Origin of the sequence: Flagellimonas sp. (genome assembly GCF_965222555.1) — a bacterium.
Taxonomy (GTDB): domain Bacteria; phylum Bacteroidota; class Bacteroidia; order Flavobacteriales; family Flavobacteriaceae; genus Flagellimonas.
Genome location: NZ_CBDCUG010000005.1, coordinates 1,392,899 through 1,418,232 on the forward strand (window position 1 = coordinate 1,392,899; position 25,334 = coordinate 1,418,232).

At 40.3% G+C, this 25,334-nt stretch carries 28 protein-coding genes; 16 read left to right on the forward strand and 12 right to left on the reverse strand.

The features are described 5' to 3' along the window. Position 1 precedes the first annotated feature (1 nt). The 7 genes from arfB to ACOQO1_RS14660 all read right to left on the reverse strand — a co-directional run bounded on the left by arfB (position 2) and on the right by ACOQO1_RS14660 (position 7,197). Positions 2-421 (reverse strand): alternative ribosome rescue aminoacyl-tRNA hydrolase ArfB, encoded by a 420-nt coding sequence (arfB, locus tag ACOQO1_RS14630; RefSeq protein WP_420603622.1) that lies wholly within the window; start codon positions 419-421, stop codon positions 2-4. After that, complete coding sequence (locus ACOQO1_RS14635; protein ID WP_420603623.1) at positions 384-1,379, reverse strand: sulfate/molybdate ABC transporter ATP-binding protein; 996 nt, start codon at positions 1,377-1,379, stop codon at positions 384-386. Before ACOQO1_RS14635 ends, arfB begins: the two co-directional genes overlap by 38 nt. 63 nt (positions 1,380-1,442) lie before the next feature. Next, entirely contained in the window at positions 1,443-3,596 is a 2,154-nt protein-coding gene (locus ACOQO1_RS14640; protein ID WP_420603624.1) for a prolyl oligopeptidase family serine peptidase, read from the reverse strand. Between the two features lie 171 nt (positions 3,597-3,767). Then, positions 3,768-4,781 (reverse strand): aspartate-semialdehyde dehydrogenase, encoded by a 1,014-nt coding sequence (locus ACOQO1_RS14645; protein ID WP_420603625.1) that lies wholly within the window; start codon positions 4,779-4,781, stop codon positions 3,768-3,770. A gap of 188 nt (positions 4,782-4,969) precedes the next feature. Next, complete coding sequence (gene mscL, locus ACOQO1_RS14650) at positions 4,970-5,377, reverse strand: large-conductance mechanosensitive channel protein MscL (RefSeq protein ID WP_420603626.1); 408 nt, start codon at positions 5,375-5,377, stop codon at positions 4,970-4,972. Positions 5,378-5,453: 76 nt separating this feature from the next. After that, positions 5,454-6,560 (reverse strand): alanine racemase, encoded by a 1,107-nt coding sequence (gene alr, locus ACOQO1_RS14655; RefSeq protein WP_420603627.1) that lies wholly within the window; start codon positions 6,558-6,560, stop codon positions 5,454-5,456. Next, positions 6,553-7,197: a thymidine kinase gene (locus tag ACOQO1_RS14660; RefSeq protein ID WP_097044247.1), complete on the reverse strand. Its 645-nt coding sequence runs from the start codon at positions 7,195-7,197 to the stop codon at positions 6,553-6,555. Before ACOQO1_RS14660 ends, alr begins: the two co-directional genes overlap by 8 nt. A gap of 159 nt (positions 7,198-7,356) precedes the next feature. Between ACOQO1_RS14660 and ACOQO1_RS14665 the strand changes: the two genes are divergently transcribed. The 8 genes from ACOQO1_RS14665 (at position 7,357) to ACOQO1_RS14700 (ending at position 12,193) form a co-directional block, all read left to right on the forward strand. Continuing rightward, a complete protein-coding gene (locus tag ACOQO1_RS14665; protein WP_420603628.1) occupies positions 7,357-8,031 on the forward strand; it encodes a hypothetical protein in 675 nt (224 codons plus the stop codon). A 54-nt stretch (positions 8,032-8,085) separates the two neighbouring features. Then, positions 8,086-8,442: a DoxX family protein gene (locus ACOQO1_RS14670; RefSeq protein ID WP_420603629.1), complete on the forward strand. Its 357-nt coding sequence runs from the start codon at positions 8,086-8,088 to the stop codon at positions 8,440-8,442. A gap of 9 nt (positions 8,443-8,451) precedes the next feature. Next, positions 8,452-9,123 (forward strand): 16S rRNA (cytidine(1402)-2'-O)-methyltransferase, encoded by a 672-nt coding sequence (rsmI, locus tag ACOQO1_RS14675; RefSeq protein ID WP_420603630.1) that lies wholly within the window; start codon positions 8,452-8,454, stop codon positions 9,121-9,123. Between the two features lie 55 nt (positions 9,124-9,178). After that, positions 9,179-10,231 carry a helix-turn-helix domain-containing protein gene (locus tag ACOQO1_RS14680; protein WP_420603631.1) on the forward strand — a complete coding sequence of 351 codons (1,053 nt, stop codon included), beginning with the start codon at positions 9,179-9,181 and terminating at the stop codon, positions 10,229-10,231. Between the two features lie 93 nt (positions 10,232-10,324). Further along, complete coding sequence (locus tag ACOQO1_RS14685; protein ID WP_420603632.1) at positions 10,325-10,678, forward strand: hypothetical protein; 354 nt, start codon at positions 10,325-10,327, stop codon at positions 10,676-10,678. 1 nt (position 10,679) lies between these two features. Further along, a complete protein-coding gene (locus tag ACOQO1_RS14690; protein ID WP_420603633.1) occupies positions 10,680-11,039 on the forward strand; it encodes an SPW repeat domain-containing protein in 360 nt (119 codons plus the stop codon). Positions 11,040-11,071: 32 nt separating this feature from the next. Then, on the forward strand, positions 11,072-11,536 hold the full coding sequence (locus ACOQO1_RS14695; RefSeq protein WP_420603634.1) for a YHS domain-containing (seleno)protein: 465 nt from the start codon (positions 11,072-11,074) through the stop codon (positions 11,534-11,536). Positions 11,537-11,617: 81 nt separating this feature from the next. Then, entirely contained in the window at positions 11,618-12,193 is a 576-nt protein-coding gene (locus ACOQO1_RS14700) for a uracil-DNA glycosylase family protein (RefSeq protein ID WP_420603635.1), read from the forward strand. Here the strand turns inward: ACOQO1_RS14700 and ACOQO1_RS14705 are convergent. Continuing rightward, the gene (locus tag ACOQO1_RS14705) at positions 12,190-12,774 is read right to left on the reverse strand and encodes a Crp/Fnr family transcriptional regulator (protein WP_420603636.1); all 585 of its coding nucleotides are present in this window, start codon (positions 12,772-12,774) and stop codon (positions 12,190-12,192) included. The two genes, ACOQO1_RS14700 and ACOQO1_RS14705, sit on opposite strands and share 4 nt — an antisense overlap. Positions 12,775-12,950: 176 nt before the next feature. Here ACOQO1_RS14705 and ACOQO1_RS14710 point away from each other — a divergent pair, with 176 nt between their 5' ends. Continuing rightward, positions 12,951-13,487 carry a GNAT family N-acetyltransferase gene (locus tag ACOQO1_RS14710; RefSeq protein ID WP_420603637.1) on the forward strand — a complete coding sequence of 179 codons (537 nt, stop codon included), beginning with the start codon at positions 12,951-12,953 and terminating at the stop codon, positions 13,485-13,487. A 136-nt stretch (positions 13,488-13,623) separates the two neighbouring features. On the opposite strand, the gene ACOQO1_RS14715 is transcribed toward ACOQO1_RS14710, so the two are convergent. Next, positions 13,624-13,902 carry a hypothetical protein gene (locus ACOQO1_RS14715; RefSeq protein ID WP_420603638.1) on the reverse strand — a complete coding sequence of 93 codons (279 nt, stop codon included), beginning with the start codon at positions 13,900-13,902 and terminating at the stop codon, positions 13,624-13,626. A gap of 286 nt (positions 13,903-14,188) precedes the next feature. On the opposite strand from ACOQO1_RS14715, the gene ACOQO1_RS14720 reads away from it, so the two are divergent. Both ACOQO1_RS14720 and ACOQO1_RS14725 read left to right on the forward strand, forming a co-directional pair. Further along, positions 14,189-15,115 (forward strand): hypothetical protein, encoded by a 927-nt coding sequence (locus ACOQO1_RS14720; protein WP_420603639.1) that lies wholly within the window; start codon positions 14,189-14,191, stop codon positions 15,113-15,115. Between the two features lie 175 nt (positions 15,116-15,290). Continuing rightward, positions 15,291-16,253, forward strand: a complete 963-nt coding sequence (locus tag ACOQO1_RS14725) for a hypothetical protein (protein WP_420603640.1) — start codon at positions 15,291-15,293, stop codon at positions 16,251-16,253. A 23-nt stretch (positions 16,254-16,276) separates the two neighbouring features. Here the strand turns inward: ACOQO1_RS14725 and ACOQO1_RS14730 are convergent, their stop codons facing one another. The 3 genes from ACOQO1_RS14730 to ACOQO1_RS14740 form a co-directional block, all read right to left on the reverse strand. Next, positions 16,277-16,846 carry a DinB family protein gene (locus tag ACOQO1_RS14730; RefSeq protein ID WP_420603641.1) on the reverse strand — a complete coding sequence of 190 codons (570 nt, stop codon included), beginning with the start codon at positions 16,844-16,846 and terminating at the stop codon, positions 16,277-16,279. Between the two features lie 303 nt (positions 16,847-17,149). Beyond that, a complete protein-coding gene (locus ACOQO1_RS14735) occupies positions 17,150-18,679 on the reverse strand; it encodes a dienelactone hydrolase family protein (protein WP_420603642.1) in 1,530 nt (509 codons plus the stop codon). A gap of 143 nt (positions 18,680-18,822) precedes the next feature. Continuing rightward, on the reverse strand, positions 18,823-19,425 hold the full coding sequence (locus tag ACOQO1_RS14740) for a carboxymuconolactone decarboxylase family protein (RefSeq protein WP_420603643.1): 603 nt from the start codon (positions 19,423-19,425) through the stop codon (positions 18,823-18,825). Between the two features lie 55 nt (positions 19,426-19,480). Here ACOQO1_RS14740 and ACOQO1_RS14745 point away from each other — a divergent pair, with 55 nt between their 5' ends. The 5 genes from ACOQO1_RS14745 (at position 19,481) to ACOQO1_RS14765 (ending at position 25,332) form a co-directional block, all read left to right on the forward strand. Then, complete coding sequence (locus ACOQO1_RS14745) at positions 19,481-19,900, forward strand: OsmC family protein (RefSeq protein WP_420603644.1); 420 nt, start codon at positions 19,481-19,483, stop codon at positions 19,898-19,900. A 7-nt stretch (positions 19,901-19,907) separates the two neighbouring features. Further along, complete coding sequence (locus ACOQO1_RS14750) at positions 19,908-21,821, forward strand: peptide-N-glycosidase F-related protein (RefSeq protein WP_420603645.1); 1,914 nt, start codon at positions 19,908-19,910, stop codon at positions 21,819-21,821. A 148-nt stretch (positions 21,822-21,969) separates the two neighbouring features. Further along, the gene (locus tag ACOQO1_RS14755; RefSeq protein WP_420603646.1) at positions 21,970-22,323 is read left to right on the forward strand and encodes a four helix bundle protein; all 354 of its coding nucleotides are present in this window, start codon (positions 21,970-21,972) and stop codon (positions 22,321-22,323) included. Between the two features lie 57 nt (positions 22,324-22,380). After that, positions 22,381-24,069, forward strand: coding sequence for a single-stranded-DNA-specific exonuclease RecJ (recJ, locus tag ACOQO1_RS14760; protein ID WP_420603647.1), 1,689 nt, complete (start codon positions 22,381-22,383; stop codon positions 24,067-24,069). A 6-nt stretch (positions 24,070-24,075) separates the two neighbouring features. Continuing rightward, positions 24,076-25,332: an MFS transporter gene (locus ACOQO1_RS14765; RefSeq protein WP_420603648.1), complete on the forward strand. Its 1,257-nt coding sequence runs from the start codon at positions 24,076-24,078 to the stop codon at positions 25,330-25,332. The last annotated feature ends 2 nt before the right edge of the window (positions 25,333-25,334 follow it).

A 25,334-nucleotide genomic window follows, 5' to 3' on the forward strand; every position in this document is an offset into this window, starting at 1 on the left:
GTTAATCCCAATCCGGTTTTTTACGCCCCGCCTTTTTTTCTGCAGCTTTCTTTTTGGATTTTAACCGTTTTTCAATGGAAGATTTTGAGGGCTTGGTGGCTTTTCTCTTTTTAGGAACCTCCAATGCCTTTTTCAACACCTCAAAAAAACGTTTAATCACAATTTGTTTGTTCTTGTGTTGACTTCTGGCTTCGTCACATTGCAGTATAAGAACCCCTTCCTTGTTGAGTCGTGCATCCAGTTTTAAAAGTAATCGCTCTTTTTCGGTATGTGTGAGTCCTTCAGAAGATTGTAGGGGAAATGACAACTCTACCTTGGAGGACACCTTGTTTACATGTTGTCCGCCCGCACCGCTACTTCGTATGGCTTTAAATTTGAGTTCCTTAAGAATCTGCTCTTTGTTCAACGTGGAGGCGTGCATTAATGGTGTCCAAAGATACATTAAGGAAAACGGTATCGCCGGGTTTTAGTTTTTTGGAAGTGACAAAGTACAAAACGGTGCCTTCTTCCGCAGCTGCTTCATTTAGATAATGACTTCCCTTAAAAAAGGACTCTTTTACCGTTACTTCCAGTCCAGAGCCTTTTGATAGTTGAAACTCGTGTGGGTATACCAGTACCGAACGATCTATTGCCGCATAGGATTTTAGTAGTTTTATGGGAACCTCATTGACCTCACCAAACAACGAGGCCGTATAATAATTTGGCGGATTTTTATACAGTTTTTTGGTTTTTTCATCCGCGATGATTTTGCCATTTTCCAATACTATGGTTCGATTGGCATAGGGCAATACATCATTGGGATCATGGCTGGCGGTAAGCACTGTTATTCCTTTTTCCTTTAAATAATGGAACAGATTCCTTCGGAGAGAGGTTCGTTTAAAATTATCAATATGCCCAAAGGGTTCGTCCAACAACAATATTTCGGGTTCTTGCGCCAATACCCTGGCCAAAGCCACCCGTTGCTGTTGTCCGCCACTCAAGTTTTTGACCTTGGTCTTGGCATAATCCTGAAGTTCTATAAGTTCCAATAATTCCTGAATGCGCTGTTGATGGGTTTCCATTTCAAATACAGAAAGATGTTGTCCAATATTCTCTTCAACAGTAGTGAACGGCATCAGATCAAAATCTTGGGAAAGGTATTTCATGTAAGACTCTCCTGGAATCAAATTGAAATTGGGGCCTAGGATTTGTTTGTCATCCCAAAAAATGGAACCGCTTTCAATATGTAAAAGGCCGTAGATGATTTTAAGCAATGTACTTTTTCCCGAACCACTTTCGCCCATTAAAGCCACATGCTCCCCTTTCTCCACCTCAAAGGAAATAGCTTTCAGGGTGCTTTTGGAAGCATAGGCAAAGGAATCGATATGAACTTTAAGCATATTGAAGTTGAAAAATAAAAATCCGCTTCTATTGAAACGGATTTTAGACCGATTGAAGTATTCCTAATCCTTGAATTCTTTTAAAACTGCTTGGTTAGGCAACTTGTCATATCCCATATTAAAAAAGGTAAAACCAAAAATGTCGGCATATTGTTCAATGGTTTTGCTAACCGGGGTGCCGGCCCCGTGCCCTGCATTGGTCTCGATTCTAATCAAGGTAGGATTATCCCCTGCTTGCTTTTCTTGTAACTCCGCTGCAAACTTAAAACTATGAGCGGGCACTACCCGATCATCATGATCGCCTGTGGTAACCAAGGTTGCAGGATAGGATGTCCCTTCTTTAATGTTATGTAAGGGCGAATAACCTTTTAAGTAGTTGAACATCTCCTCACTTTCTTCAGCGGTTCCGTAGTCGTATGCCCAGCCCGCACCTGCTGTAAACGTATGATAGCGGAGCATGTCCAAAACCCCAACAGCTGGAAGCGCTACTTGCATTAAATCTGGGCGTTGGGTCATGGTAGCACCCACTAAAAGCCCACCATTGGATCCACCACGAATGGCCAAATATTCTTTCGAAGTGTATTTGTTCTCAATAAGGTATTCAGCGGCAGCGATAAAGTCATCAAAAACATTCTGCTTTTGTTGTTTGGTGCCGGCAATATGCCATTTCTTTCCATATTCACCTCCGCCTCTTAGGTTTGGAACGGCATAAATCCCTCCCTGTTCCATCCAAACGGCATTTACAATGCTAAAAGAGGGTGTTAAACTGATATTGAAACCGCCATAACCATATAAAATGGTTGGGTTTTTTCCGTTGAGCTCCACTCCTTTTTTATGGGTGATGATCATAGGTACTTTGGTTCCATCTTTTGAGGTATAGAACACTTGGGTAGATTCGTAATCCTCTGGATTGAAATCAATTTCAGGCTTCCAGTATTGCTCGTAGGCCCCAGTCTCTACATTGTATTTGTATGAAGAACTTGGGGTGTTATAATTGGTGAAGGAAAAATAAAATTCTTTCTCATCTTTTTTGCCGCCAAAACCGTTGGCGCTCCCTACACCGGGCAGTTCAACCTCGCGTACCAAGTTGCCGTCATAGTCATATTGCAACACTTTTGAAATGGCATCCACCATATACTCTGCAAAAAAGTAACCTCCTCCGGTTCCAGTGGTAAGCACATGTTCTGTTTCGGGAATAAAATCTTCCCAGTGCTCAGCGGTGGGGGTGGCGGCATTTGTCACCACAATTTTTTTGTTGGGAGCATCCATATTGGTGACCATGTACAATTTGGAACCTACATTTTCAATTACATAAGTGTCTGAATCGGTATGGTCCAAAACGGTAATCAAACCACTATCAGGTTGGGTAAGGTCCATTAAAAACAATTTGTTGCCTGATGTAGAGGTTGATGCCGTGATGTACAAATATTTTTGATCTTCCGAAACATAACCACCAACGTAACGATGTTTTTCTTCTGGAGTACCTCCAAAAACAATCTTGTCTTCAGATTGGGATGTTCCCAATTTATGGTAGTACAATTTATGCTGGTCGGTTTTAGCAGAAAGTTCACTTCCTTCCGGTTTGTCATAACTGGAATAAAAGAAACCTTCGTTTCCTTTCCAGGAAATACCACTGAATTTGATATCCACCAAAGTGTCTTCAACAATTTCACGGGATTCCGCATTTATCACGATTCCCTTACGCCAATCACTTCCGCCTTCGGAAATGAGGTAGGCCGCTTTGGAACCATCCTTGGTAAAACTTAAAGACATTAGGGAAGTGGTCCCATCCTCCGAAAAAGTGTTGGGGTCCAGGAACACTTCTTCCTCACCACCGTCTTTTTTTCGGTAGACCACGTACTGGTTCTGCAACCCATCATTTTTATAGAAATAGGTATAATCACCTTCTTTAAAAGGGGAACCCAACTTCTCGTAGTTCCATAGTTTTTCCAAACGATTTTTCAAATCTTCTCGGAAAGGGATTTGATCCAAATAGCCAAAAGTGGCGGTATTTTGCTCTTTGACCCAAGCTTCAGTCTCAGGACTTCGGTCATCTTCCAACCATCGGTAAGGATCTTCAACTTCTGTTCCAAAATAGGTGTCAACGGTGTCAACTTTTTGCGTAACGGGATAATTCACGGAAATGGGCTCTCTTTTTGTTGTGGTTTCGCAGGCAGCAACTATGGCTACAGCAGCTATTAGACTTATTTTTCGCATTTTTTTCAGATTGATTCTGATAAAAATACCATAAATAAATTTTTTAATACTAGAAGCCAATTACAAAACAAGCGTCAACCTGAACTAGATTCCGGTTCTCATCATATCCAATTCAAAACACACGGGATTCCGAAATAAATTCGGAATGACGTTAAGGATGTTTAGTGTTTTCTAGGAAATAGCTTCAGAGGTAGAGGAAACCAAACTGTTTTCCACCAAATATTCCGCAATCTGAACGGCGTTGGTGGCGGCCCCTTTTCTAAGGTTGTCCGATACCACCCACATATTCAACGTATTGGGTTGGGTTTCATCCCTGCGGATGCGACCTACAAACACATCGTCCTTGTCATGCGCATAAATGGGCATGGGATAGGTGTTGGTATCCGGATTGTCCTGAACCGTTACCCCTGGGGTCTCACTCAATAATGTTCGTACTTCGGATAGGTCAAAATCGTTATGGAACTCCACATTCACAGATTCTGAGTGACCTCCAGCAGTTGGAATCCTAACCGCTGTTGCCGAAACAGAGAACGTTCGGTCGTTCAATATTTTTTGTGGCTCACGAGCCAATTTCATTTCTTCTTTAGTATAGCCGTTTTCCATGAACACATCGCAGTGGGGCAATGCATTTCTGCCAATAGGGTAAGGGTAGGCCATTTCACCTTCTATCCCTGCAATTTCATTTTCCAATTGCTGAACAGCTTTTACTCCAGTTCCTGAAACGGATTGGTAAGTGGAAACCACCACACGCTTCATTTGGTATTTTTTATGCAATGGATCAAGTGCCATTACCATTTGAATGGTAGAGCAGTTGGGATTGGCTATGATTTTGTCCTCAGGAGTCAATTCATGGGCGTTGATTTCCGGAACCACCAATTTTTTGGTAGGATCCATACGCCAAGCGGATGAGTTGTCAATCACCGTTGTACCTACTTCTGCAAATTTTGGAGCCCATTCCAAGGAAGTTCCGCCACCTGCGGAAAAGATGGCAATGTCAGGTTGTGCCGCTACCGCATCTGCTAGGCCAATAATAGTGTATGCTTCTCCTTTGTAGGTCAATTTTTTACCCACGGAACGCTCAGAGGCAACCAACAACAACTCCGTTATTGGAAAATTGCGCTCTGCCAATACTTTCAACATCACTTCGCCAACCATTCCTGTGGCACCTACAACTGCTACTTTCATTTTAATTTTCTTTAATGAAGGGACAAAGTTAGGGCAGAATAGCTTTTAAGCAAGCATTTTATCACACTATAATCATAAAATAACAAAATGTTATAAATAAAACAACCGTCAGAATGTTAGCGAAACAAACTGACGGTTTTTAATTGGACTACTGTGATGTAGCGGCTGCCCTTATGGGCAAACGGTTTTTATTTCTTTAGAGCATCTCTAATTTCAGTCAACAACTCCTCTGTAGTCGGACCTTTTGGAGCTTCAGGAGCTGGCTCTTCTTTCTTCTTCATCTTGTTCACTCCTTTTACAACCATGAACATTACGAAGGCCACAATGAGGAAATCAATAACATTGGTCAAGAATTCACCATACATAATGGCGACTTCCCCTACTTTTTCTCCTGCATCGTTCATAGTTCCTTCGGTTATAGTATATTTTAAATCTTTGAAATCTGCATCGAACAAGAGGCCGATCAAGGGAGATACAATTCCTCCTGTAAAAGAGGCAACCACCTTATTGAATGCTGCACCCATTACGAAACCTACGGCGATATCCACCAGGTTTCCTTTCATTGCAAAGTCCTTAAATTCCTTTAAAAATCCCATGTTATAGCTTTTTAGTTAGTTAATAGGATTACAATTTAACTAAAAAAAGGTTTTTTTCAATTGGAAGACCTAAAAATCATTGGATTACCACTCGTTTAACCCGGGAAGAAATAGCGGTGAGAATTTCATAGGAAATGGTGCTGGCCGTAGCGGCAAAATCTTCTGCGGAGCAATTTTTACCAAAAACAACTACTTCATCACCCGCTGAGCAATCAATATCCGTGACATCAATCATGATCATATCCATACAGACATTGCCAATAATTGGTGCTTTTTTTCCTTGGATGGAAACATAGGTTTTTCCATTTCCGTATTGGCGACCAATGCCATCGGCATGACCCAAGGGAAGGGTGGCGGTAATTCTGTACCCGTCAGATTTGTATGACCGGTTATAGCCGACACTTTCGTTGGGCTCAATTTTATGCTTTTGCGAAATCACCGTCTTGAGGGTGGCCACCGGTTTAAGTTCAGCATCAACTTGGGCATCGTTGCCATACCCATAAAGTCCTATCCCGCTTCGAACCATTTCAAACTGTGCTTCGGGATAATTGATGATCCCTGAAGTGTTCAGCATGTGTCGGAACGGAGCATAACCCAATTTTTGGTCAATTTCCTTACTGATTTTTTCAAAAGTGGAAATTTGCGTTTGGCTGAATTCCCTTTCGTTTTCATCCTCCGAAGCGGCCAGATGGGAGAAGATGGAAATTACCTTCAATTCATTTCGTCCCTGCAATTGTTGCTGGATATAATCCACATCGCTTTCCCAGAAACCAAGCCTGTTCAATCCGGTGTTGAATTTGATGTGGACTGGAAAGTTTTCCAATTGTCTTTGCTTTGCCTCTGCTAAAAATTCTCGTAGAATTTTTGGGGAATACAAGCTGGGCTGCAAATCATGATGTATGATTTCCCCAAAGTTTACCGGTTGGGGATGCAACACCAAAATGGGCATTTCAATGCCTGCCTTTCGCAGCAAAACACCCTCTTTTGCGTAGGCAACCGCTAAATAATCTGCTCCCAAGCTTTCCAGTTTTTGAGCAACGACAACCATATCACTGCCATAGGCAAAGGCTTTTACAACACCCAAAAATTTGGTTTCTGGAGCTATTTTGGATTTTAAATACCTGTAATTGTGCTCAAGGGCAGACAGGTCGATAAAAAGTGTGGATTCACCAATTTTATCCATTGGCAGGTTTCTTTTTGGCTTGTACTTCCTCAGCTTCCACATCCATTTGGCTTACTTTTTCCTTGAGCATGGCCTTGTAGAATGCCGCTCTGCTCAGAGGTTCGTATTCTCCGGTTTCACCAAGTAGTACAAGCTTATCATCATTGGCTTTTCTAAAGCTGTAATTGGCAAGATTTCCTGTTCGTGTGCATACGGCATGTACCTTGGTCACATATTCGGCCGTGGCCATTAATGCAGGCATGGGGCCAAAGGGATTCCCCTTAAAATCCATATCCAGACCAGCTACGACCACTCTTACACCTCTATTGGCCAAATCGTTGCACACCGATACGATCTCATCATCAAAAAATTGGGCCTCGTCTATTCCAACAACATCACAGTCATCTGCCAACAAACGAATATTGGCAGCAGCCGGAACGGGTGTAGAACGAATTTCATTGGCATCATGGGAGACCACCATTTCCTCATTATAGCGGGTATCTACAATAGGTTTAAAAATCTCAACCTTTTGTTTGGCAAACTGCGCACGCTTTAATCTTCGTATGAGTTCCTCGGTCTTTCCAGAGAACATGGAACCGCAGATAACTTCTATCCATCCAAATTGTTCTTTAGGGTTTACCGTGTTTTCGAGAAACATAATGTACTTTTAAACGAAATTGAGTGGTTTTTTCGTTTTTATTATGAGAAAGCACAAAACTACTAAAAAAATATGCCCCAATTTTGGATTAAAATTTAACCTTTTGTTCGTAGTGGTGTATTTAAAATGATTTTATTTTTATAGTAAAGATTAATAGCGATGATAAGGAAATTAAGGGAAGAGTTGGTAAAATTATCCACGGATATTATTACTGCACGGGAAGATAAGGAGTTGATAGAACTGTACGATAAGGCAAAGGGAATCTACGAAAAACTTGCCGTACTCAAATTTATAGATGAGAAGTTAAGCGACATTGAGGTCGATGTATCCAAAAATGTAATCGCCACACGATTTGAAAAAATGGCCAATGCCGTGCTCAGCGGAAACATTGCAGTGCCAGAGAGCAACCCTCATGAAGATGAGGACGATTTGATTACACCTGGGATGGACACTATAAAGGACATGGTTTCGGAAATGCCTACTGAGGCCGCTTTGGAACAGGTTTTTACCGAGTTTGTGGCCAAACCGGAGACCATGAAGAATGAAAAGGAAATTTTGTCTCCTTCGGAAAATGTGAAACCCAAATCATTGAACGATACTTTTGTAAAAGATATTCAGGTAGGACTCAATGATAAATTGGCCTTTGTGAAACACTTGTTCGATGACAACATGAACGACTACACCAGGGTGTTATCACAATTGAACACTATTGATACCGAAGAACGCTCTATTTCGTTCATCAACAATATGGTAAAGCCGGAATATAACAATTGGGAAGGCAAGGAGGATTACGAAGCAAGGTTTGTGGCCTTGGTGGAACGCAGATTTGCTTAAACGGTTTTCCATTTACTTTTTATATTTTAAGGAACACATCCTAAAAATACCAACATGAAAATCAAGAAGATTGCTTTTTGGGCATCCACCGCTTTGCTAACAGCACTGATGTGCTTTTCCGTTTACAACTACTTTTTCAATCATGAAACCATTACCGGTTTTTTTGAGGCCATGGGTTATCCCACCTATATTATTTATCCATTGGCGATAGCAAAACTATTGGGCCTGGTTGCCATTTGGGGCAATTTTTCAAAATGGTTGAAAGAATGGGCTTATGCCGGTTTTTTCTTTAATACCCTTCTGGCGTTTTTCGCCCATTACATGATTGGTGATGGTAGTCAAGGAGGTGCTGCAATGGGACTTGTTTTTGTTTTGATCTCTTATTTTACAGGAAAGCAAGTAAGGCCGTAACTTTGGCCCATGGGAAAACTGTTTTTGGTTCCAACACCGATAGGAAATTTGGAGGACATCACCCTCAGGGCTATCAAAGTGCTAAAAGAGGTCGATTTAATTCTGGCGGAAGATACCCGCACCAGCGGAAAATTGCTCAAGCATTTTGAAATAGCCACACCCTTGCAGAGCCACCACATGCACAATGAGCACAAACAGTTGGATGCAACGGTGCAAAAATTGAAAAGCGGAGCCACTTTGGCGTTGATTTCCGATGCCGGGACCCCAGCCATTTCCGACCCAGGGTTTTTATTGACCCGTGCCTGTGTTCAAAACAATATTGAGGTAGAATGTTTACCTGGGGCCACAGCTTTTGTGCCCGCTTTGGTGAACAGTGGGCTCCCCAATGATCGATTTGTTTTTGAAGGATTTCTTCCCATAAAAAAAGGGCGTCAAACTCGGTTAAAACAGCTCGCGGAGGAATCTCGAACCATGGTTTTTTACGAATCACCTCATAAATTAATCAAGACCCTTACCCAATTTGTTGAATATTTTGGAGAAGATAGACCCGTTTCAGTTTCACGGGAATTGACCAAAATGTACGAGGAAACCGTGAGGGGAACCGTTGCTGAGGTCATGGAGCACTTTACTGCAAAACCACCTAAAGGTGAATTTGTTATTGTGGTAGGCGGAAAGGCATAAACTGTTAGTAAACCACGTCATTTCCGACTTATTTTGGCAATAACCAAAAGCCAAAGTGGTACAAAAACTACATCCGGAGATCAACAAAGTGTACTTTATCAACAAGTATACCCTGCTACACATTATTTCAGGCTCGGGGACCATCCAAGTCGATTTTAAAAACTATAACGATTGGCAGGACAAGGCCATCTATCTGGAAAAAGGGCAGTACATCAAATTCTTTTCGGATGATTTTGTGGTCAGAAAAATAGAATTCCCCAGCAAGACCATTTTTGAAAAGAAGGAAGTAAGAGTGCTTTTTAAGCATTTAATTTCATTGGGCTACATCAACTTTAACGAATGTGAGGAGTGCAAAAGATACCTGACCAACACGGTGTTTTCTGAGAATACTTCCGAAATCATCGACATTTCTTCAAAACAATGGTATTGGCAAAATCCGTTCAAGGCCAGCAAGCAAGAGTACCAGATCATATTTGATGTTAAGGACATTATTGATGAAAACTACTACGGTAATTTTAATAACAATGACCTCACCCAGTTAATGACCGAAAATGGGTATGAAGCTCAGACCTTGGTCAAGGATAAAATTGGACTGTCCATCAAAAATTTGATATCAAACAAGAGGCTGATGGAGGGCAAAAAGAAAATCGTTTTTACGGACAAGAGCATTCAAGAGGTTTCTTATGAAACTGGTTACAAAGATCCTGCCTACTTCAATCGTGTATTTAAAAGTACCACGGGGATGACTCCCTCCGAATTTCGTAACGACTTTGATTATGAAAACAGGGACACCTTTGCCCAAAACCTTATCGAGTTATTAAAAATCCATCATGCCGAGCAGCGTTCCCTTGCTTTTTATGCGGATAAAATGAATCTCTCCGTAAAAGCCCTTTCCAAAAAAACCAGGACAAAAATGAATGCTTCTCTGGGTCAATTGATTAGAAACGAGGTGATTTCCACTTCAAAAAAACTATTGGACCAAGATGCGCCGATAAAAGAAGTGGCATTTGCCCTAGGTTTTGAAGAAGCCAATCATTTTTCCCACTTCTTTAAAAATTATTCCGGAACAACACCCTCCGATTACAGAATCAAAAAGTACAATTCTTAGCGTCTTTTTTGTAGGTCTTAACGGCCATTCCATGCTGAAATTTGCAATGTAATTACAAACTAAAATTTGTTTAATCATTAAAAAATAAAAGTAATGGATATTAAATCATTAGCCACGAAAATGGACGGTATAGTTGCCCAAGGCGCTATTGTGGATGCTGTAAAACAGTTCTTTGCAGAGGATGCGACCACAGCTGACTACAATGGCGTAGCAACGACCAACAAACAACAAATGGTTGAAAAAATGGAAGGCTTTGCAGGTGCTATTGCCCAAGTGAACGGCATTACCCATCACCACACTATTGTGGATGGAAATGTGTCTGCATCGGAATTCACTTTCGATTTCAACATGAAGGACGACAGTAAAATTTACTGGCACGAGATCATTCGACGTATCTGGAACGATAACGGAGAAGTAGTACAGGAAGAATATTTTAATGCACAGTAAAATGAGGTTCAGATGTATTTCTCCAACACTACACGGCGTAGCCGATTATTCAGCCGGAATCGGTTTGATTTTGGCTCCCTTTTTACTAGGGCTAGGTGGGACCAACAATTTGGCCCTCTGGATATCGGTGATCACAGGAACGGCGGTCTTGGTGGTAAGTGCCTTAACGGATTATAGACTGGGAGCACTTCGCACTATCCCGTTCCAAGGTCATTTGACCATTGATCTAGCGGTGGCCATAGCCTTTATGGTTATCCCCTTTGCCCTTGGTTTTCAAGGGTTGGATGCGCACTATTATTGGGTCAATGCAGCGGTGGTTTTTACCGTGGTTTCCCTAAGTGCAACAAAAGAAGAATTATAAACACATAAAACAATTATTAAAAAAATAGAACAATGAAGAATTCAATTAAAACAACAGTAATCCTTTTTGCTTTGGCAATAAGCTCAATAACCTTTGGGCAAGATAAAAAAGCAAATAACATTGATGACAGCAAGATTGGCTTGCACGGATATAGCCCGGTGTCTTATTTGGACCTTGGTTTGGCACAAAGAGGTTCCAAGCAATACAAGGCTATTCACAAGGACATTGCCTATTATTTTACTTCGGCAGAGCAGAAATCAAAGTTTGAGAAAAATCCTGGAAAATATATGCCGCAATACGGTGGTTTTTGTGCCTTTGGAGTTTATGCCGGGGCAAAATTCAGGGTGGATCCCACCAAATTTGTTGTGAGCAATGGTAAATATTATCTGTTCTTGAACGATGTTGAAGTGGACGCCAAACAATTGTGGATTGCCGAAAATGAGTCAAAATTATTGGCCACGGCAAACAAGAATTGGAAAAATTTGAGCACCAAATAGTACGCTAGGCTATTGAATGCTTTTTCATGATCTAAAGCATGTCAATTTAAATTGATGTGCTTTAGTTTTTATCTTTAAGTAATGGAAAAACTACTTTCGGAGATTAGAAAATGCACCTTGTGCTCTACCAATTTACCTTTGGGCCCCAGGCCCATTGTTGCTGCACATTCCGATGCCAAGGTTTTGATCATAGGACATGCTCCGGGTACCAAAGTGCACCAAACAGGAATTCCGTGGGATGACCAGAGCGGGAAACAACTCAGAAAATGGATGGGGGTTACCGATGTAACCTTTTATGACGAAACCCAAATTGCCCAAATGCCCATGGGGTTTTGTTATCCCGGAAAGGGAAAGTCTGGCGATTTGCCCCCGCGGCCTGAATGCGCTCCCCAATGGCACAGGCAATTATTGGACAGATTGCCAAACCTTAAATTGACCATTTTGATCGGGCAATATTCCCAACGCCATTATTTGGGAAACAAAATGGAAAAAAACCTGACAGAGACGGTTAGAAATTATGGCAACTACGCACCAAACTATTTTGTATTGCCACATCCCTCTCCTAGAAACCGATTTTGGCTGAGCAAAAACCCTTGGTTTGAAAAAGAGGTGATACCTAAATTTCAGCATCGAATTTCAAGAGCATTGAATCTTTAATAGGAAATGCCAGACCGTAACCGACTAAACGTTTCAGGTTTCATGTTGAGGTAAGATGCCAAATATTTTTGTGGAATCACTTTTAGCTCATCGGGGCAACGTTGCATAAAGGCAATATAGCGTTGCTCCGCAGAAAGTGTCAACAGTTCAACCTCCCTGCTCAACCTTCCAAACAATATGTTTTGGAAAAACTCATGCCCCCAGACATAAAAATTGGGATATTTCTTAAACAAGCTTTGATAATCCTTGAACGAAATGGCCAACATTTTTGAAGGCTTCAATGCTTCCAGAAAAGTATCGGAAGGTTGTTTTTTAATGAAAGAATCAAAAGCTCCGGAGGGACTTCCCGAATACGAAAAGCCAAGCACCACTTTCTCGCCCTTCTCGTTCAAAATGTAAATGGCCTGTACACCCTCCAGCACAAAATAAAAATATCGCTCAATATTCCCGGCCTCGGTGATCAAATCGTATTGGTTAAAAGTTTTAATGGACCATAAAGACCTAAAATGGTGTTCCTCTTCTTTATCAAAGGCAACATGTGGAAAAAATGCCTTTAGGCGAAGGAATGTTTCATCATCCATACTAGCAGCGAAATTTCTTTAAAAATAGCCATTCTGATTTAGGAAGTAAAGCCGTGTTAAGCCTCATTGGTCAGATTTTCAAACAAAAATCAGCAGGAGGAAATAGCAAGTTTCGGGTTGAAGAACTGGCGAACACTCTCGATATTTGTACAATAGCATCATTGAAAACTATTCCCATGGAAATTAAAAATTCTACAGCAAACGACGTTGATGAAATATTTCGGTTGTACGGTCTGGCATCTGAGTATCAAAAATCAAAAGAGGGAGTAGTGGTTTGGCCTACGTTTAAAAGAGAACTTGTAGCAACTGAAATTGATGAAAACCGCCAATGGAAATTGCTTATAGACGATCAAATTGCCTGTGTTTGGGCAATTGCATTCAGTGATGAGCAAATCTGGGAAGAAAAGAATGCTGATGCCGCTATTTACATTCATCGAATTGCCACCAATCCTGATTTTAGGGGGAACAATTTTGTTGCCATTATTGTGGAATGGGCAAAAACGTATGCCACAAAACTTAATAAGGATTATGTACGATTGGATACTTTGGGAAACAATCAAAGGCTGATCAAACACTATGTCAATTCGGGTTTTGAATTTTTGGGGATGTTTGATTTAAAGAATACGGATGGATTGCCGGACCATTATGGGAAGGCCCCGGCCTGTTTGTTTGAAATTAACCTGAATCCAGACCAAAAAGGCACTGACAACTGATATGATATAAGCTCTTTCCCGTATTTTGGGAAAGGTGTTGTTCACCTTTGGGTGAAAGCCACCTTCATTGTCATCCTGAGCTTGTCGAAGGATGTTTTAAATTCTAAACACACTTCGACAGGCTCAGTGTGACAGTTTATTCTAAAGTCCCCTCAATAAGCTGCCAAAGCACCTTAACTTGGTACAGGGCCTCTTTTTCTTCTTCGTACAAGGGTTCTTTGGATTCGTAGATTGCAATGTCGTGCACCCATTTTAGGGCCTTTACCCGATCGGGGCCATCAAGGGCATCTACATATTGCAACAATTTTAACTGCGCTGGGGTAAGCGTTTGGGAGTTTTTTAATGCGTGTCGTGCATTATCCGTAGCCATGGGCGCATTACAATGCGGGCATGACCGACCTTTTGAGTGTAGCATAACAAAAGATTTAATGGTTAAACAAAAGAGGACAGGTCACTTGCTACACTCATTACAGTTAAACTGAAAATGGTCTAGGGACTTTCACCTTTTGCCTGTCCAAATCTTTAAAATCAAATGAGGTTGGGAACAGCAAACTGTAAAACAATAAGTGTAGCAACCCAAAGATACAGCTTATAATAAAATGGTGGGATTTTTAAGTCAAAAAGGGGTAACTTCACTTATCGGATGATATAACTTTTCAAAACGAGCAATATCTTAAACGTTAGGCACAAGCAATCCATAAATGATAAAGGAGTTTTTACAAAAACTTACGGACTATATTTTTCGAAAAAAAACGCTTCAAAGCTGTTTATATTTTACTGTTGCTTTTTTCTTAAGTGAATTAGCTCTTATAGGGAAAAATCAGGAGCTAGTTGAGCTTTGTGATAAAATTCAAGCGAACAATAATGACAATTGGAAAGGATATGGAGCGCAATTTATCAAGATTGTTTATGCGGATGGCAGCACCATTGCTATCATTGGTAGTATGTTCCTAATAATAATTCTATTAACATTTATATATTTTTTTTCTTCCAGAAATAAAAGTTCTGAAGCACTTAAAAGAGAATTGAGCAACAGAATCAAATCAAATCGAAATCGGATAAATAGATTGCCCATTCCAGACATACCAACTTCTGAACAAGAAAAAGTTATAATCGATTTTCTTAAAACAGATGTTAAAAAAATGAGAGAAGAAAAATTTAGCTCTAATGTTTCTCAAGTAATTCAATATTTTTCAAATCTTGAGAATAATAAAAACTTTAGACTTTTTTTAGAACAAGTTTTGAATAATGAATCAGAATATTCTCTTGAACAAAAAAGCATATTCTTATGGTACACCGCTAGTTGTTATTGGATTAATTTTGATTTCAATAAAATCGATTTTCTGGTTGAATTTTTAAAAAAATGTGTTGGATTACCTACAACCCACATTCAAGTGACCACTCATTGTCTAGCTCAGGTGATGATTTATGCAGAACGCGAAGATAAAGTCAAATATCTGGAACTATTAAATGATAAAGGAGTAATTGATGATTTAAATAATAGTGGAGTAATAGAAGAATTCGTAAATGATATTTTCCGCAAAGATTATGGAATCGTTAATACAAATCGGGTAGATAGGCTTATCCCGAATTCTTATTTTTCAGAAGTCATTAAGAAATCTGTATAAATGCTTGTGTGGTCTAATTAGGATTATTACCTGTGCCTAACAATGGGTATAGTTCATTGTGGTTTTGTGCCACCCCAAAATCTCATCAGTCTGTACCTTATGCCTTTTCGGCTCCCAACCAAAGGTTAATTGTGTAAAAAGGGTAAATTGAGGTATAAATGAGTTTGTAATACTTATGAAAAACCCAATCCGTATATGGTGTTTGTTAGTACTTCCTTTGTTAGGGAACTCTCAAATACCAAAACAACCAATCCCAAAAATTGAAATCGATTCGATAAAAAAAATAATTATCCTTGATGCATATAATGACAACTATGAAAGAGTTTGGGGCAGAAGGTATGTAATTGAATTCCATACGAACATGTTCAGACTTTATCAGCTAGAGGAATATTATAAAAATTATGAGTTTGATGTTGACGAAATAGAGTTTGATTCCCTGAAAATTCTTAAGTCCAAGGGGATTTCAAAATCGAAAGCAAAAAAAATGACTGCGCAAATAAATGAAAGAAATAAAAAGCGCTCAATGATTAAAGAAAAGATGGATACTATTGCTTGGGGAACCTCTAAAAGACCAGAAAATTGGAATGGGAAAAAAGATTTGGGCCAAATTGACAAAAAGGCTATCCAAGTCTTTTTGTCAACTTTGAATTCAAAGAGTCTTTCACCATACCCCTATCTCAATACAAAAGGTATTGATAGTATTTGGCTCAAAAAAAATGTTGATAGATTATATGAAAAATGGAACAGAATGTTTCCTAATGCAAAAAACAGCTCCAAAAATAACGTTTTGATTGCATTAAAAGACTTCAAATTATTTAAGAAAACCTTTTTCTCAACCCTTTTATCCAGAAATTTTACCACTTACCCATATATGGAGATCATCATTGTAAAGAAAAGTCCAGACTCTATTAAAGTTACGTCTCGTGGTCAAAATTTTTTTCAAGTTCCCTTTGAAATTAATTCTCTAAAGACTTACAACCCTGAACTGGCAATTTCAATTTCTAAATTGATTCCAAATGAAAAGTTTTATTCAGTAAACAAAAGGCTGAATCCAACATGGGAAAAAATTGAAGAACAAATATTATGGAATATTGGAGATGCATACCGCAATAAAAAAAGAAAGGAAAATAATTATTGAGGTAATTTCATGGTCGTTTAGTATTATTCCAAAACTTCCTCAATCTGCACCATATGCCGTTCCAAATGGCAGAGCAAAAACTCAAAACACTCCGGTAAATAAAAGTTTACTAATGGCCCAATGGCCGAGATGATCTTTACCTGGGTCACATCCTTGTTTCTACTTTTTAGGATGGCCTCCTTTAAATGTGCATGTCGGGTAAAAAAGGTCTCAAAAACGGTGTCTATTTTTTCTTGAGTCAGTTGCTGATTCTCCAACAAGGGCTCAAAACGTTTCAATGTTTTCATTTTCCATTTTCGCACCCCGTTTTTGGGCCGTTGCCCTGCAATCACAATTTTTTGCCACCATCGGGCCTTAAATTCCGAAGGACCGGAATCTACATCCGGTAATTTGGTAAAGGCATCATCCAGTCTGGGCATATAAATACCGTAGGCAATGTTCAAATGTTCCAGGACCTCAACAACATTCCAAGATTTTGGGTTTGGAGGTGTGGTCAATTGCGAAAGCTCCAATGCTTGCAGCTTTTTCACCTTGTTGACAATATGGTTCAGGCGCTGAATTTGGTTTTCCGGGCTAAGAAGTAAGCTTGCCATAACTGCTCGTTGTTTGATTGGGTCAAAGTTCAGCTATACACAACCAATAAATGTTGATGTAGGTCAAGAAATACCATAAAACGTCGGTTCGAGTGATTTTGAGGAACGAAAAATTGTATCGAGAACCACCGTAGCGTTGAAATTCTCGTTTTCGATACAAATTTCACTCATTTCAATCGTGAAAATTCACTCAAACTGACGAATTTCATTAAAATGAACTACAGCATAATATCTAAAAGCGAAGCGTCCTAACTTCTAATATCTAGAGCCATCATGTTTCCCTTTTTCCCAGTCAAGTCAACGCTATTTTTTAAGTTGTTTTAATCGCATGATCGCATTTTGGTTTTGGGCATTCAACTCCAAGGATCTTTCAAAATTTTCAATCGCTTTTTCCGTATTTCCAAGAAACAGATACGCTTCGGCCAAACTATCAAAAAGGTTTGCTGAATTTGGGTAGAGTTCCGTTGCCAATGAAAGGACTGGTATTCCTTGTTCAGAGGTTTCAGGATTTATGACCAATTGCAATCCAAGCGTGTTTAAATTACCTTCCGGGAGTTGAAAAGAAGGATTTTTTTCCTTGATCGCGAGATATAATTCCATAAGGTCTTTATAGTGCTGCTTTGCTGCCAGATCATTAAAATCCTGAAAGGAAAATGCATCCCTTTTGGGTTGCTTGGAGGTATGGGAAATTAAACCCTCCTTAATTCCGTTGTCCGAAGGTTGGTTTTCAATGAAGTCCAAAGCGGTATCATCATCCTTTAAAAAGGCATTTAAAAAGTTTAGGGCATAAACGGAAACCCATTTATACGATTCCATGATTTCAGCATCGCTTTTGTCCTGCCTTTTATCCCTATTCTGAAAAAGAACCCCCAGCGTGCTAAAATAGGAATGGGTCAGGTCATGAAATCTTAATCGGAACGCCCTGCTTTTGGAAATACTGTCATATAGGTCAAATTTGGTATTGAGCGCAGGGTCAATGTTATCTTCTTTCAGCACTTTTTCAGGAATGATTTTTTGTGCCATATGGATGTATGGAACATCCACTCTGTCCGCAGCAAAGAACGGGGACTTTTTTAGAAGAGGATACCGATACCTTTCCGAACCGTCCAGACTTACAACGGCTTTAATGTTCTTGTTCCTTGTTTGGGCAAGTATGTTTGCAGGCCCACCAAGGCTAAACCCCATTACCGCAATTTTATCCGTGTTGGCATTGGTGAGTTGAGCGACCTCCTTTATCAAAAATTCTACATCCCTTGCTTGGGTTTCCATTTCTTTAGCGCCGTTATTGCTGAACCATCTATTTTCAGTTCCTCTACTGGGACTTGCTATTACAATGAAACCATGGCTGGCCAAATATTCGCACAGGGCAAAATTCTCTATGGAAGAGGCTAGGAGACTTGGTGCATAGACCACCACGGGAAATTTGCCATTGGCAAATGCTAGTTTTGGGCAAGCGGTTGTTTTTTCTTTGAGATGATTTTGGTTTGCAGGGGTATTTGCATAATAAAACCAATTCAATATGTGCTCATCAGGAAGGTGTTCCCACTCTTCTTCTTCCTTTAAAATTCTTAGGTAATCCAGAACCTTTTGCGGTATGGAATCCTCTTCGTTCTGATGGGCAGGATACCATATGCTTATAGGGATTGGTCTTGCTATTTTCGTATTGCTATAATCATAGATTCTACTATAGGTTCTGGTACTATCCGAAGCGGTATAATGGAGAAACCCTACTTTGTGTTTTCCATTGTTAAGCCCTATTTGTTGTAAGGAGGTCTGACCAAATAAAAAATCAGCTTGAAGCAGTATGAGAAAAATGGCGACTCGAAACGGCATATTGGAAACTTTGTTTCCAAAAAGATAACGTTTTTTGTCACTTGTTACAGTCTACTAATTATTGTTCGGTTATAGCCGGTAATAAATGTTGACGTAAATCAAGAAATCTTACTTTCAGACATCAGACATCAGACATCAGACATCTAGTATCTAGACCCATCATGCTTCCCTTTTTCCCAACCGGTTTTTCCCAGATATTGCTCTGCACTTTCCACGGCACCATCTTCAATGGAGGTACCCATGGAATCGTTCCAACGGTTTAGATATCCAAATAGGGAGATCACCCCGAGCATTTCCACAATTTCACCTTCGTTCCAGTGTTCGTACAAACGCGCTTTGATATCGGCATCAATGGCATTGGGAACCTGTGAGGCCGCCAATGAAAAATCAAGGGCAGCACGTTCCGCTTCTGAAAAGGCTGCATGGGTTCGGTACTCCCAAATATTGTCCAATTGTTCCTGCTCCGCACCATAGCGTTCAGCAGCTCTAATGGCATGGGCCTGGCAATAACGGCACCCGGTGGCATTACTGCTCACCCAGGCAATCATACGTTTTAGTGCCGAGGTAACCCTTCCCTCATTGGCCATAACGGCTTTGTTAAGGTTAATGAATGCCTTGGAGATAGCGGGCCTGTGCTGCATGGTCAACACCGAATTTGGACAAAATCCAAGGGTTTCATTAAAGAATTCAGCCAGCTGTTTGGTCTCTGGATCATGGTTGGGGTCAAGCGGTTTTACTAATGCCATAAGTGCGGTTTTAAATCGTATTTTTGATTGCTACAAGAAACAAAAATTTAATAGCATGACAAATCATATCACTACCAAATGGTTGGGCGGAATGGCCTTTGAAAGTAACAACCCCTCTGGACATAATTTAAAAATTGATGCAGGCCCCGATGATGGTGGCAAAGGAGAGGGTTTTAGACCCAAAGCGTTGATGCTTTCTGCCTTGGCAGGCTGCTCTGGATTGGACGTAGCTTCGCTCATTAAAAAAATGAAATTGGAAGTGGATGATTTCTCTATTGATACCATTGCCAACCTAACCGATGAGCATCCAAAATACTACGATTCCGTTACCATTGAATACCATTTTTATGGTTCTAACTTAAATGAGGCCAAGCTAAAAAAAGCAGTAGATCTTTCCATTGAAAAATACTGCGGTGTCATGGAAATGTTTAGAAGGTTCGCCGAACTTAATGTAACCCTTCACTTTAATAAATAGCTTTTTGATGAAACACCTGGCTTGTTCGCTATGTCTATTTTTGGGCATGGTTTTTTGCTCCCAAGCGCAAGAAATCACCCATGTAATTTCCCATGATCAAGAAACCATTGTGACGGACCCCAGCAAGGGAGCAAACAGTTACAAAAACACGGTTGTATTTCCTTCAAAGGATAGATCAATTCGTCAAATTAAGTTATTGCTCACTTTTGAGTGCCCTGACAAAGATGGTATGCGTTGCGCGGATTGGGATTATGTGGACCATATAAAAGCCCGACCAAAAAATGGCAATGAAACCTATGAAATAGCCCGGATGCTCACCCCATACGGAGGGTTTTTTCAAAAAGATTGGATTTTTAAGTGGGAAGTGGATGTTACAGATTTCAGTTCAATTTTAAGAGATGAGATAGAGATAGATTACATACACACAGGTTACGAAGACAACAAGACCAGAGGATGGCGGGTAACGGTGGATTTTGAGATTGTCTATGGCACACCCGTTGCCGAACCATTAGCAGTCCACAAAATATATGATGGCAACTACGCCTACGGCAATAAAGAGAAACCCATTGAGGACCAGTTAAAGCCAATTACCCTTACCACGGGTTCAAATACTGCTTTTTCAAAAATGAAAATACACCAAACGGGTCATGGCATGGATGCCGATGGATGTGGGGAGTTTTGTAGCAAGTACAGAGATATTGTTTTTAACGGAACGGTTATAGATCATAAGGATTTGTGGATGGCGTGCGGCGATAATCCACTTTACCCTCAAGCAGGCACCTGGATTTTTGATCGCGCCAATTGGTGTCCCGGGTACTTGGTCCAGCCTGATGAGGTGCTTTTAAAGACATCAAAAAATACCCCTTTCACTATAGATGTGAACATGGAGCCTTTTGAAATTGAAAAACCAAGTGCCAACGAACTCATTTCGGCCTACGTGATAGAATATGGCGCCATCAATGCGGAAAATGATGTGACATTGACGGATATTATCAAACCTTCAACAAAACCTATTCATGGGAGGGAAAACCCAACTGGAGGCCGGCCGCTCATTCAAGTAAAGAACAACGGAAGTCAACCTTTGAAAAAGATGACCATTACCTATGATCTGGAAGGGGATAAACCCAAAGTTTTTAAATGGGAGGGCAACATTCCTTTCAACAGCAACGCGCTTATTGCGTTACCAGAACTTATTTATTCCAACAAAGCGGAATCCACTTTTGAAGTTTCAATCAAGCGGCCCAACGGGAAAAAGGATGCTTTCAAGTATGATAATCGATTAACATCAATCTATAAAAAACCCGCAATATTGCCGGAAGAGCTTATCCTATATTTTAAGACCAATAAAAAACCGGGACAGAACAGCTATTATATTGAAGATGTGCAGGGCAACAAGGTTTTTAAAAAGGATAGCACGGAACTCAAGCCAGATATGGTGCACAGGGATACTTTAAAACTTCCCGAAGGCAGTTATCGCTTTAATGTGGATGATACCGGGAACAACGGTTTGGAGTTTTGGTTTATGGCCAAAGAAGGAAGTGGAAATATCAAGATTCTGGATACCATGGGTAGGGCCTTAAAACAGTTTAAACCTGATTTCGGCAAGAACTTAAGCCTGAATTTTGTGGTGAAGTCCAATGAAACGTACAAGCTGGATGATAAACCTTTTATCTCTATGTTCCCTTCCCGCACCAAAGGCCCGTTGACCCTGGACTATTTTAGCAATGCGGAAGTTGAGGTGAAAGTGCTGATCGTTGATCAGGAAGATGAATCAAAAATAATGGAATCCCATACGTATCATACCTTAAAACAAGGACTTTTTACCTACGACCTGTCATACCTGCCCAAACAGCGGTACTACTTAAAAGTGATAATTGACGGGGAGGAGGTCTACAAAAACCGAATCCGATTAAAAGAATGATTCAAGGAACACCTATTTATGATGAATAAAGGGGATTAATTTTTCGATATAGGTTAAAGTCAGAAATAAGTTCAAGTTCAAACGCAAATACAGGAAATAACATTACATTTAAATATATTTTCAGCCTCAAAATCAAATCATAGAAATTATGAATGACAAAAAGTTTGATTTAGAGGATAGGTTTGTTGGGTTGGCTGCAAACATCGCTTTATTCTGTAAAGGTTTGCCATCAGATTTTACAGGGAATTATTATGGAAATCAATTGCTTCGTTCAGGAGGAAGTGCAGCGTTGAATTTTGGTGAAGTCCAAGGAACTAGGACGAACAGGGATTACCGTTTTAAAGCATCACTGGTTTTAAAGGAGTTGAAGGAATCAAGGGTTAATTTGAGAATCTTAGGTAAAATCAGTTATGGTTCCGAACAAACCAAACACAAGCTTTTGGATGAAATTGAGCAACTGATTAAAATAATCTCTACCATTGTCAAAAATAAAACCCCCTGAGTTTTGCACTTAAATTTTGAATTAAGCTTTTCCTGAACTTGTATTTGAACTTTACTTATGAGATGGACCATAAAACCTAAATCTAACCCCAATGAAATTGACCGCCTTTCCAAAGAATTAAATGTTGATGCATTGATAGCTCACCTTTTATTACAGCGTGGGATTTCAACATACGAAGAAGCGAAAAAATTCTTTCGCCCAGAATTATCTCATTTGCACGACCCATTTCTGATGAAGGATATGGACAAGGCAGCGGAACGGATTGAATCCGCCATTACCAACAATGAAAATATTTTGGTGTATGGGGATTATGATGTTGATGGCACCACGGCGGTGGCTCTTTTGTCCTCCTTTCTTCAAGAAAACTATCCCAATGTTGCCACGTATATCCCAGATCGTTATTCCGAGGGATATGGGGTGTCTTTAAAAGGAATCGACTTTGCTTCAGACAATGATTTTTCCTTGATCATAGCTTTGGATTGTGGGGTTAAAGCTATCGAGCAAGTGGCCTATGCCAAAGAAAAGGGGATTGACTTTATTGTTTGTGATCACCACCGACCTGGAGATACCTTGCCAGAGGCTGTGGCAATTTTAGACCCCAAACGGAACGATTGTGAATATCCGTACAAGGAACTTTGTGGTTGTGGAGTAGGGTTTAAACTAATTCAGGCTTTGGCTTCAAGAAATGGAGCTACAATAGAAGATTTGATTCCTTATTTGGATTTGGTGGCTACGGCCATTGGAGCGGATATTGTTCCAATAACCGGGGAAAACAGGGTGTTGGCCTATTACGGGCTTCAGGTCATCAATACAAACCCAAGAATTGGCTTTAAGGCCATTATTGATCAAATCAAAAAGAAGGAGCTTACCATAACAGATGTTGTTTTTATCATTGCCCCCAGAATCAATGCTGCAGGTAGAATGAAGCACGGCCAACATGCCGTAAATCTTTTAAAAGAAACCGATTTAGGCGCTGCCCAAAAGTTTGCTTCGGAGATAGAACAATTTAATGCGGACAGAAAAAACTTGGATAAAGAAATTACGGAAGAGGCGTTAAAACAGATTCAAGAAAATGATGAGGAAGAACGTTTTACATCGGTGGTTTATAGTGAAACCTGGCATAAAGGGGTCATTGGCATTGTGGCTTCCCGATTAACCGAAACCTATTATCGTCCAACGCTGGTATTTACCAAAAGTGGGGAAAAGTTGGCGGCCTCAGCACGATCTGTAAAAGGGTTTGATGTATACAATGCACTGGAAAAATGTTCGGATTGTTTGGAGCAATTCGGTGGACATAAATATGCCGCTGGATTGACACTTTTGGAAGAACAATATGAAAACTTCAAACAACAATTTGAAAAGGTGGTAGCCGAATCCATAGATCCCAAGTTGTTGGAACCAGAATTGGCCATTGATGCGAAAATTGATTTAAACCAAATCAACCCAAAGCTGATGCGAATCCTAAAACAATTTGCTCCTTTTGGACCGGGCAACATGACACCGGTTTTTATGGTGGAGAAATTAAATGACACTGGTTATGGAAAAGGTGTCGGCGAGGGCGAAAAGCATTTAAAACTTTCAGTTGTTCAAAGTAGGTCAATGGCTATTGGGGCCATAGGTTTTAATTTAGGACAAAAGTTGGATAGAGTAAAAGAGAAAAATTCCTTTGATGCCGTTTTCTCTTTGGATGAAAACGAATGGAATGGTCAGGTTAGCCTTCAACTAAAACTACGGGATATTCGATAAGCATATATGGATCCATACGCAGCACTTCGGTATAAGGAATTCAACGTTTTTTTGGTGGTTCGTTTTGCGATGGTGTTTGCTTGGTCCATGCAATTTATTGTGATTGAATGGCAGGTGTACTCCATGACAAAAGACCCATTGTCGCTTGGAATTATTGGATTGATGGAGATAATTCCCGCCGTGGGAATGGCCCTGTTTGCTGGTCACGTAGTGGATCAAAAGGAAAAACGGAATTTGCTGATCAAGTGCATTTTGGGTTTTTCCGTTATCAGTTTCGGACTGTTTTTAGTCAGTGACCCGGATTTGGAAGCCTCTGTCAGCCAAAGAACAATTTTGTACACTATTTATTTTTTGGTGTTTTTGGGCGGATTGGTAAGAGCATTTATAGGACCAACCGTTTTTTCACTTATTGCTTTGATCGTTCCCAAGAAAATTTATCCGAATGCCGCCACCTGGAGCAGTTCCACATGGCAATTAGCTGCAGTTGTGGGGCCGGCAATTGCAGGATTTTTAATTGGGTGGATCGGAGTGCATTGGTCCATGTGCGTCATTTTTGCATTTTCTCTTATTGCACTGCTCTTTCTTTTAAAAATTTCAAGAAAACCCATACTAAACCCAAACATTGGTGAACCTGTGCTTAAAAGCTTAAAAGATGGGTTAAAGTTTGTGTTTGGTAGTAATGCCATTCTTGGTGCCCTGACTTTGGATATGATTGCAGTATTGTTTGGAGGCGCCGTGGCTTTATTGCCCATTTACGCCCAAGATATTTTGCATGTAGGCTCGGAAGGTTTTGGGATTTTGCGGGCAGCTCCAGCCGTTGGGGCATCAATCACTATGCTGGGATCTACCCGGTTTCCATTGCACAAAAAAGCGGGGAAGAAACTGCTATTGGCCGTATTTGCCTTTGGTGTTTGTATTATTGTTTTTGGAATTTCAACCTTGTTTTGGGTTTCCGTGGCCGCACTATTTTTAAGTGGGGCGGTTGACGGTGTTTCCATGATTATTCGTCAAACCATTTTGCAATTAAAGACTCCGGATAACATGAGGGGAAGGGTGGCTTCGGTGAACTCGATTTTTGTGGGATCTTCCAACGAATTGGGTGCTTTTGAAAGTGGAGTTGCCGCAAAGCTTTTGGGCACAGTGCCCGCTGTGGTTTTTGGTGGATGTATGACTTTGTTGACGGTGGGAACAACAGCATTGGTGTCCCCCAAATTCAGAAGATTGGACCTTCAAAAAGATATTGAGGAACACGAAAAGGATTAAGG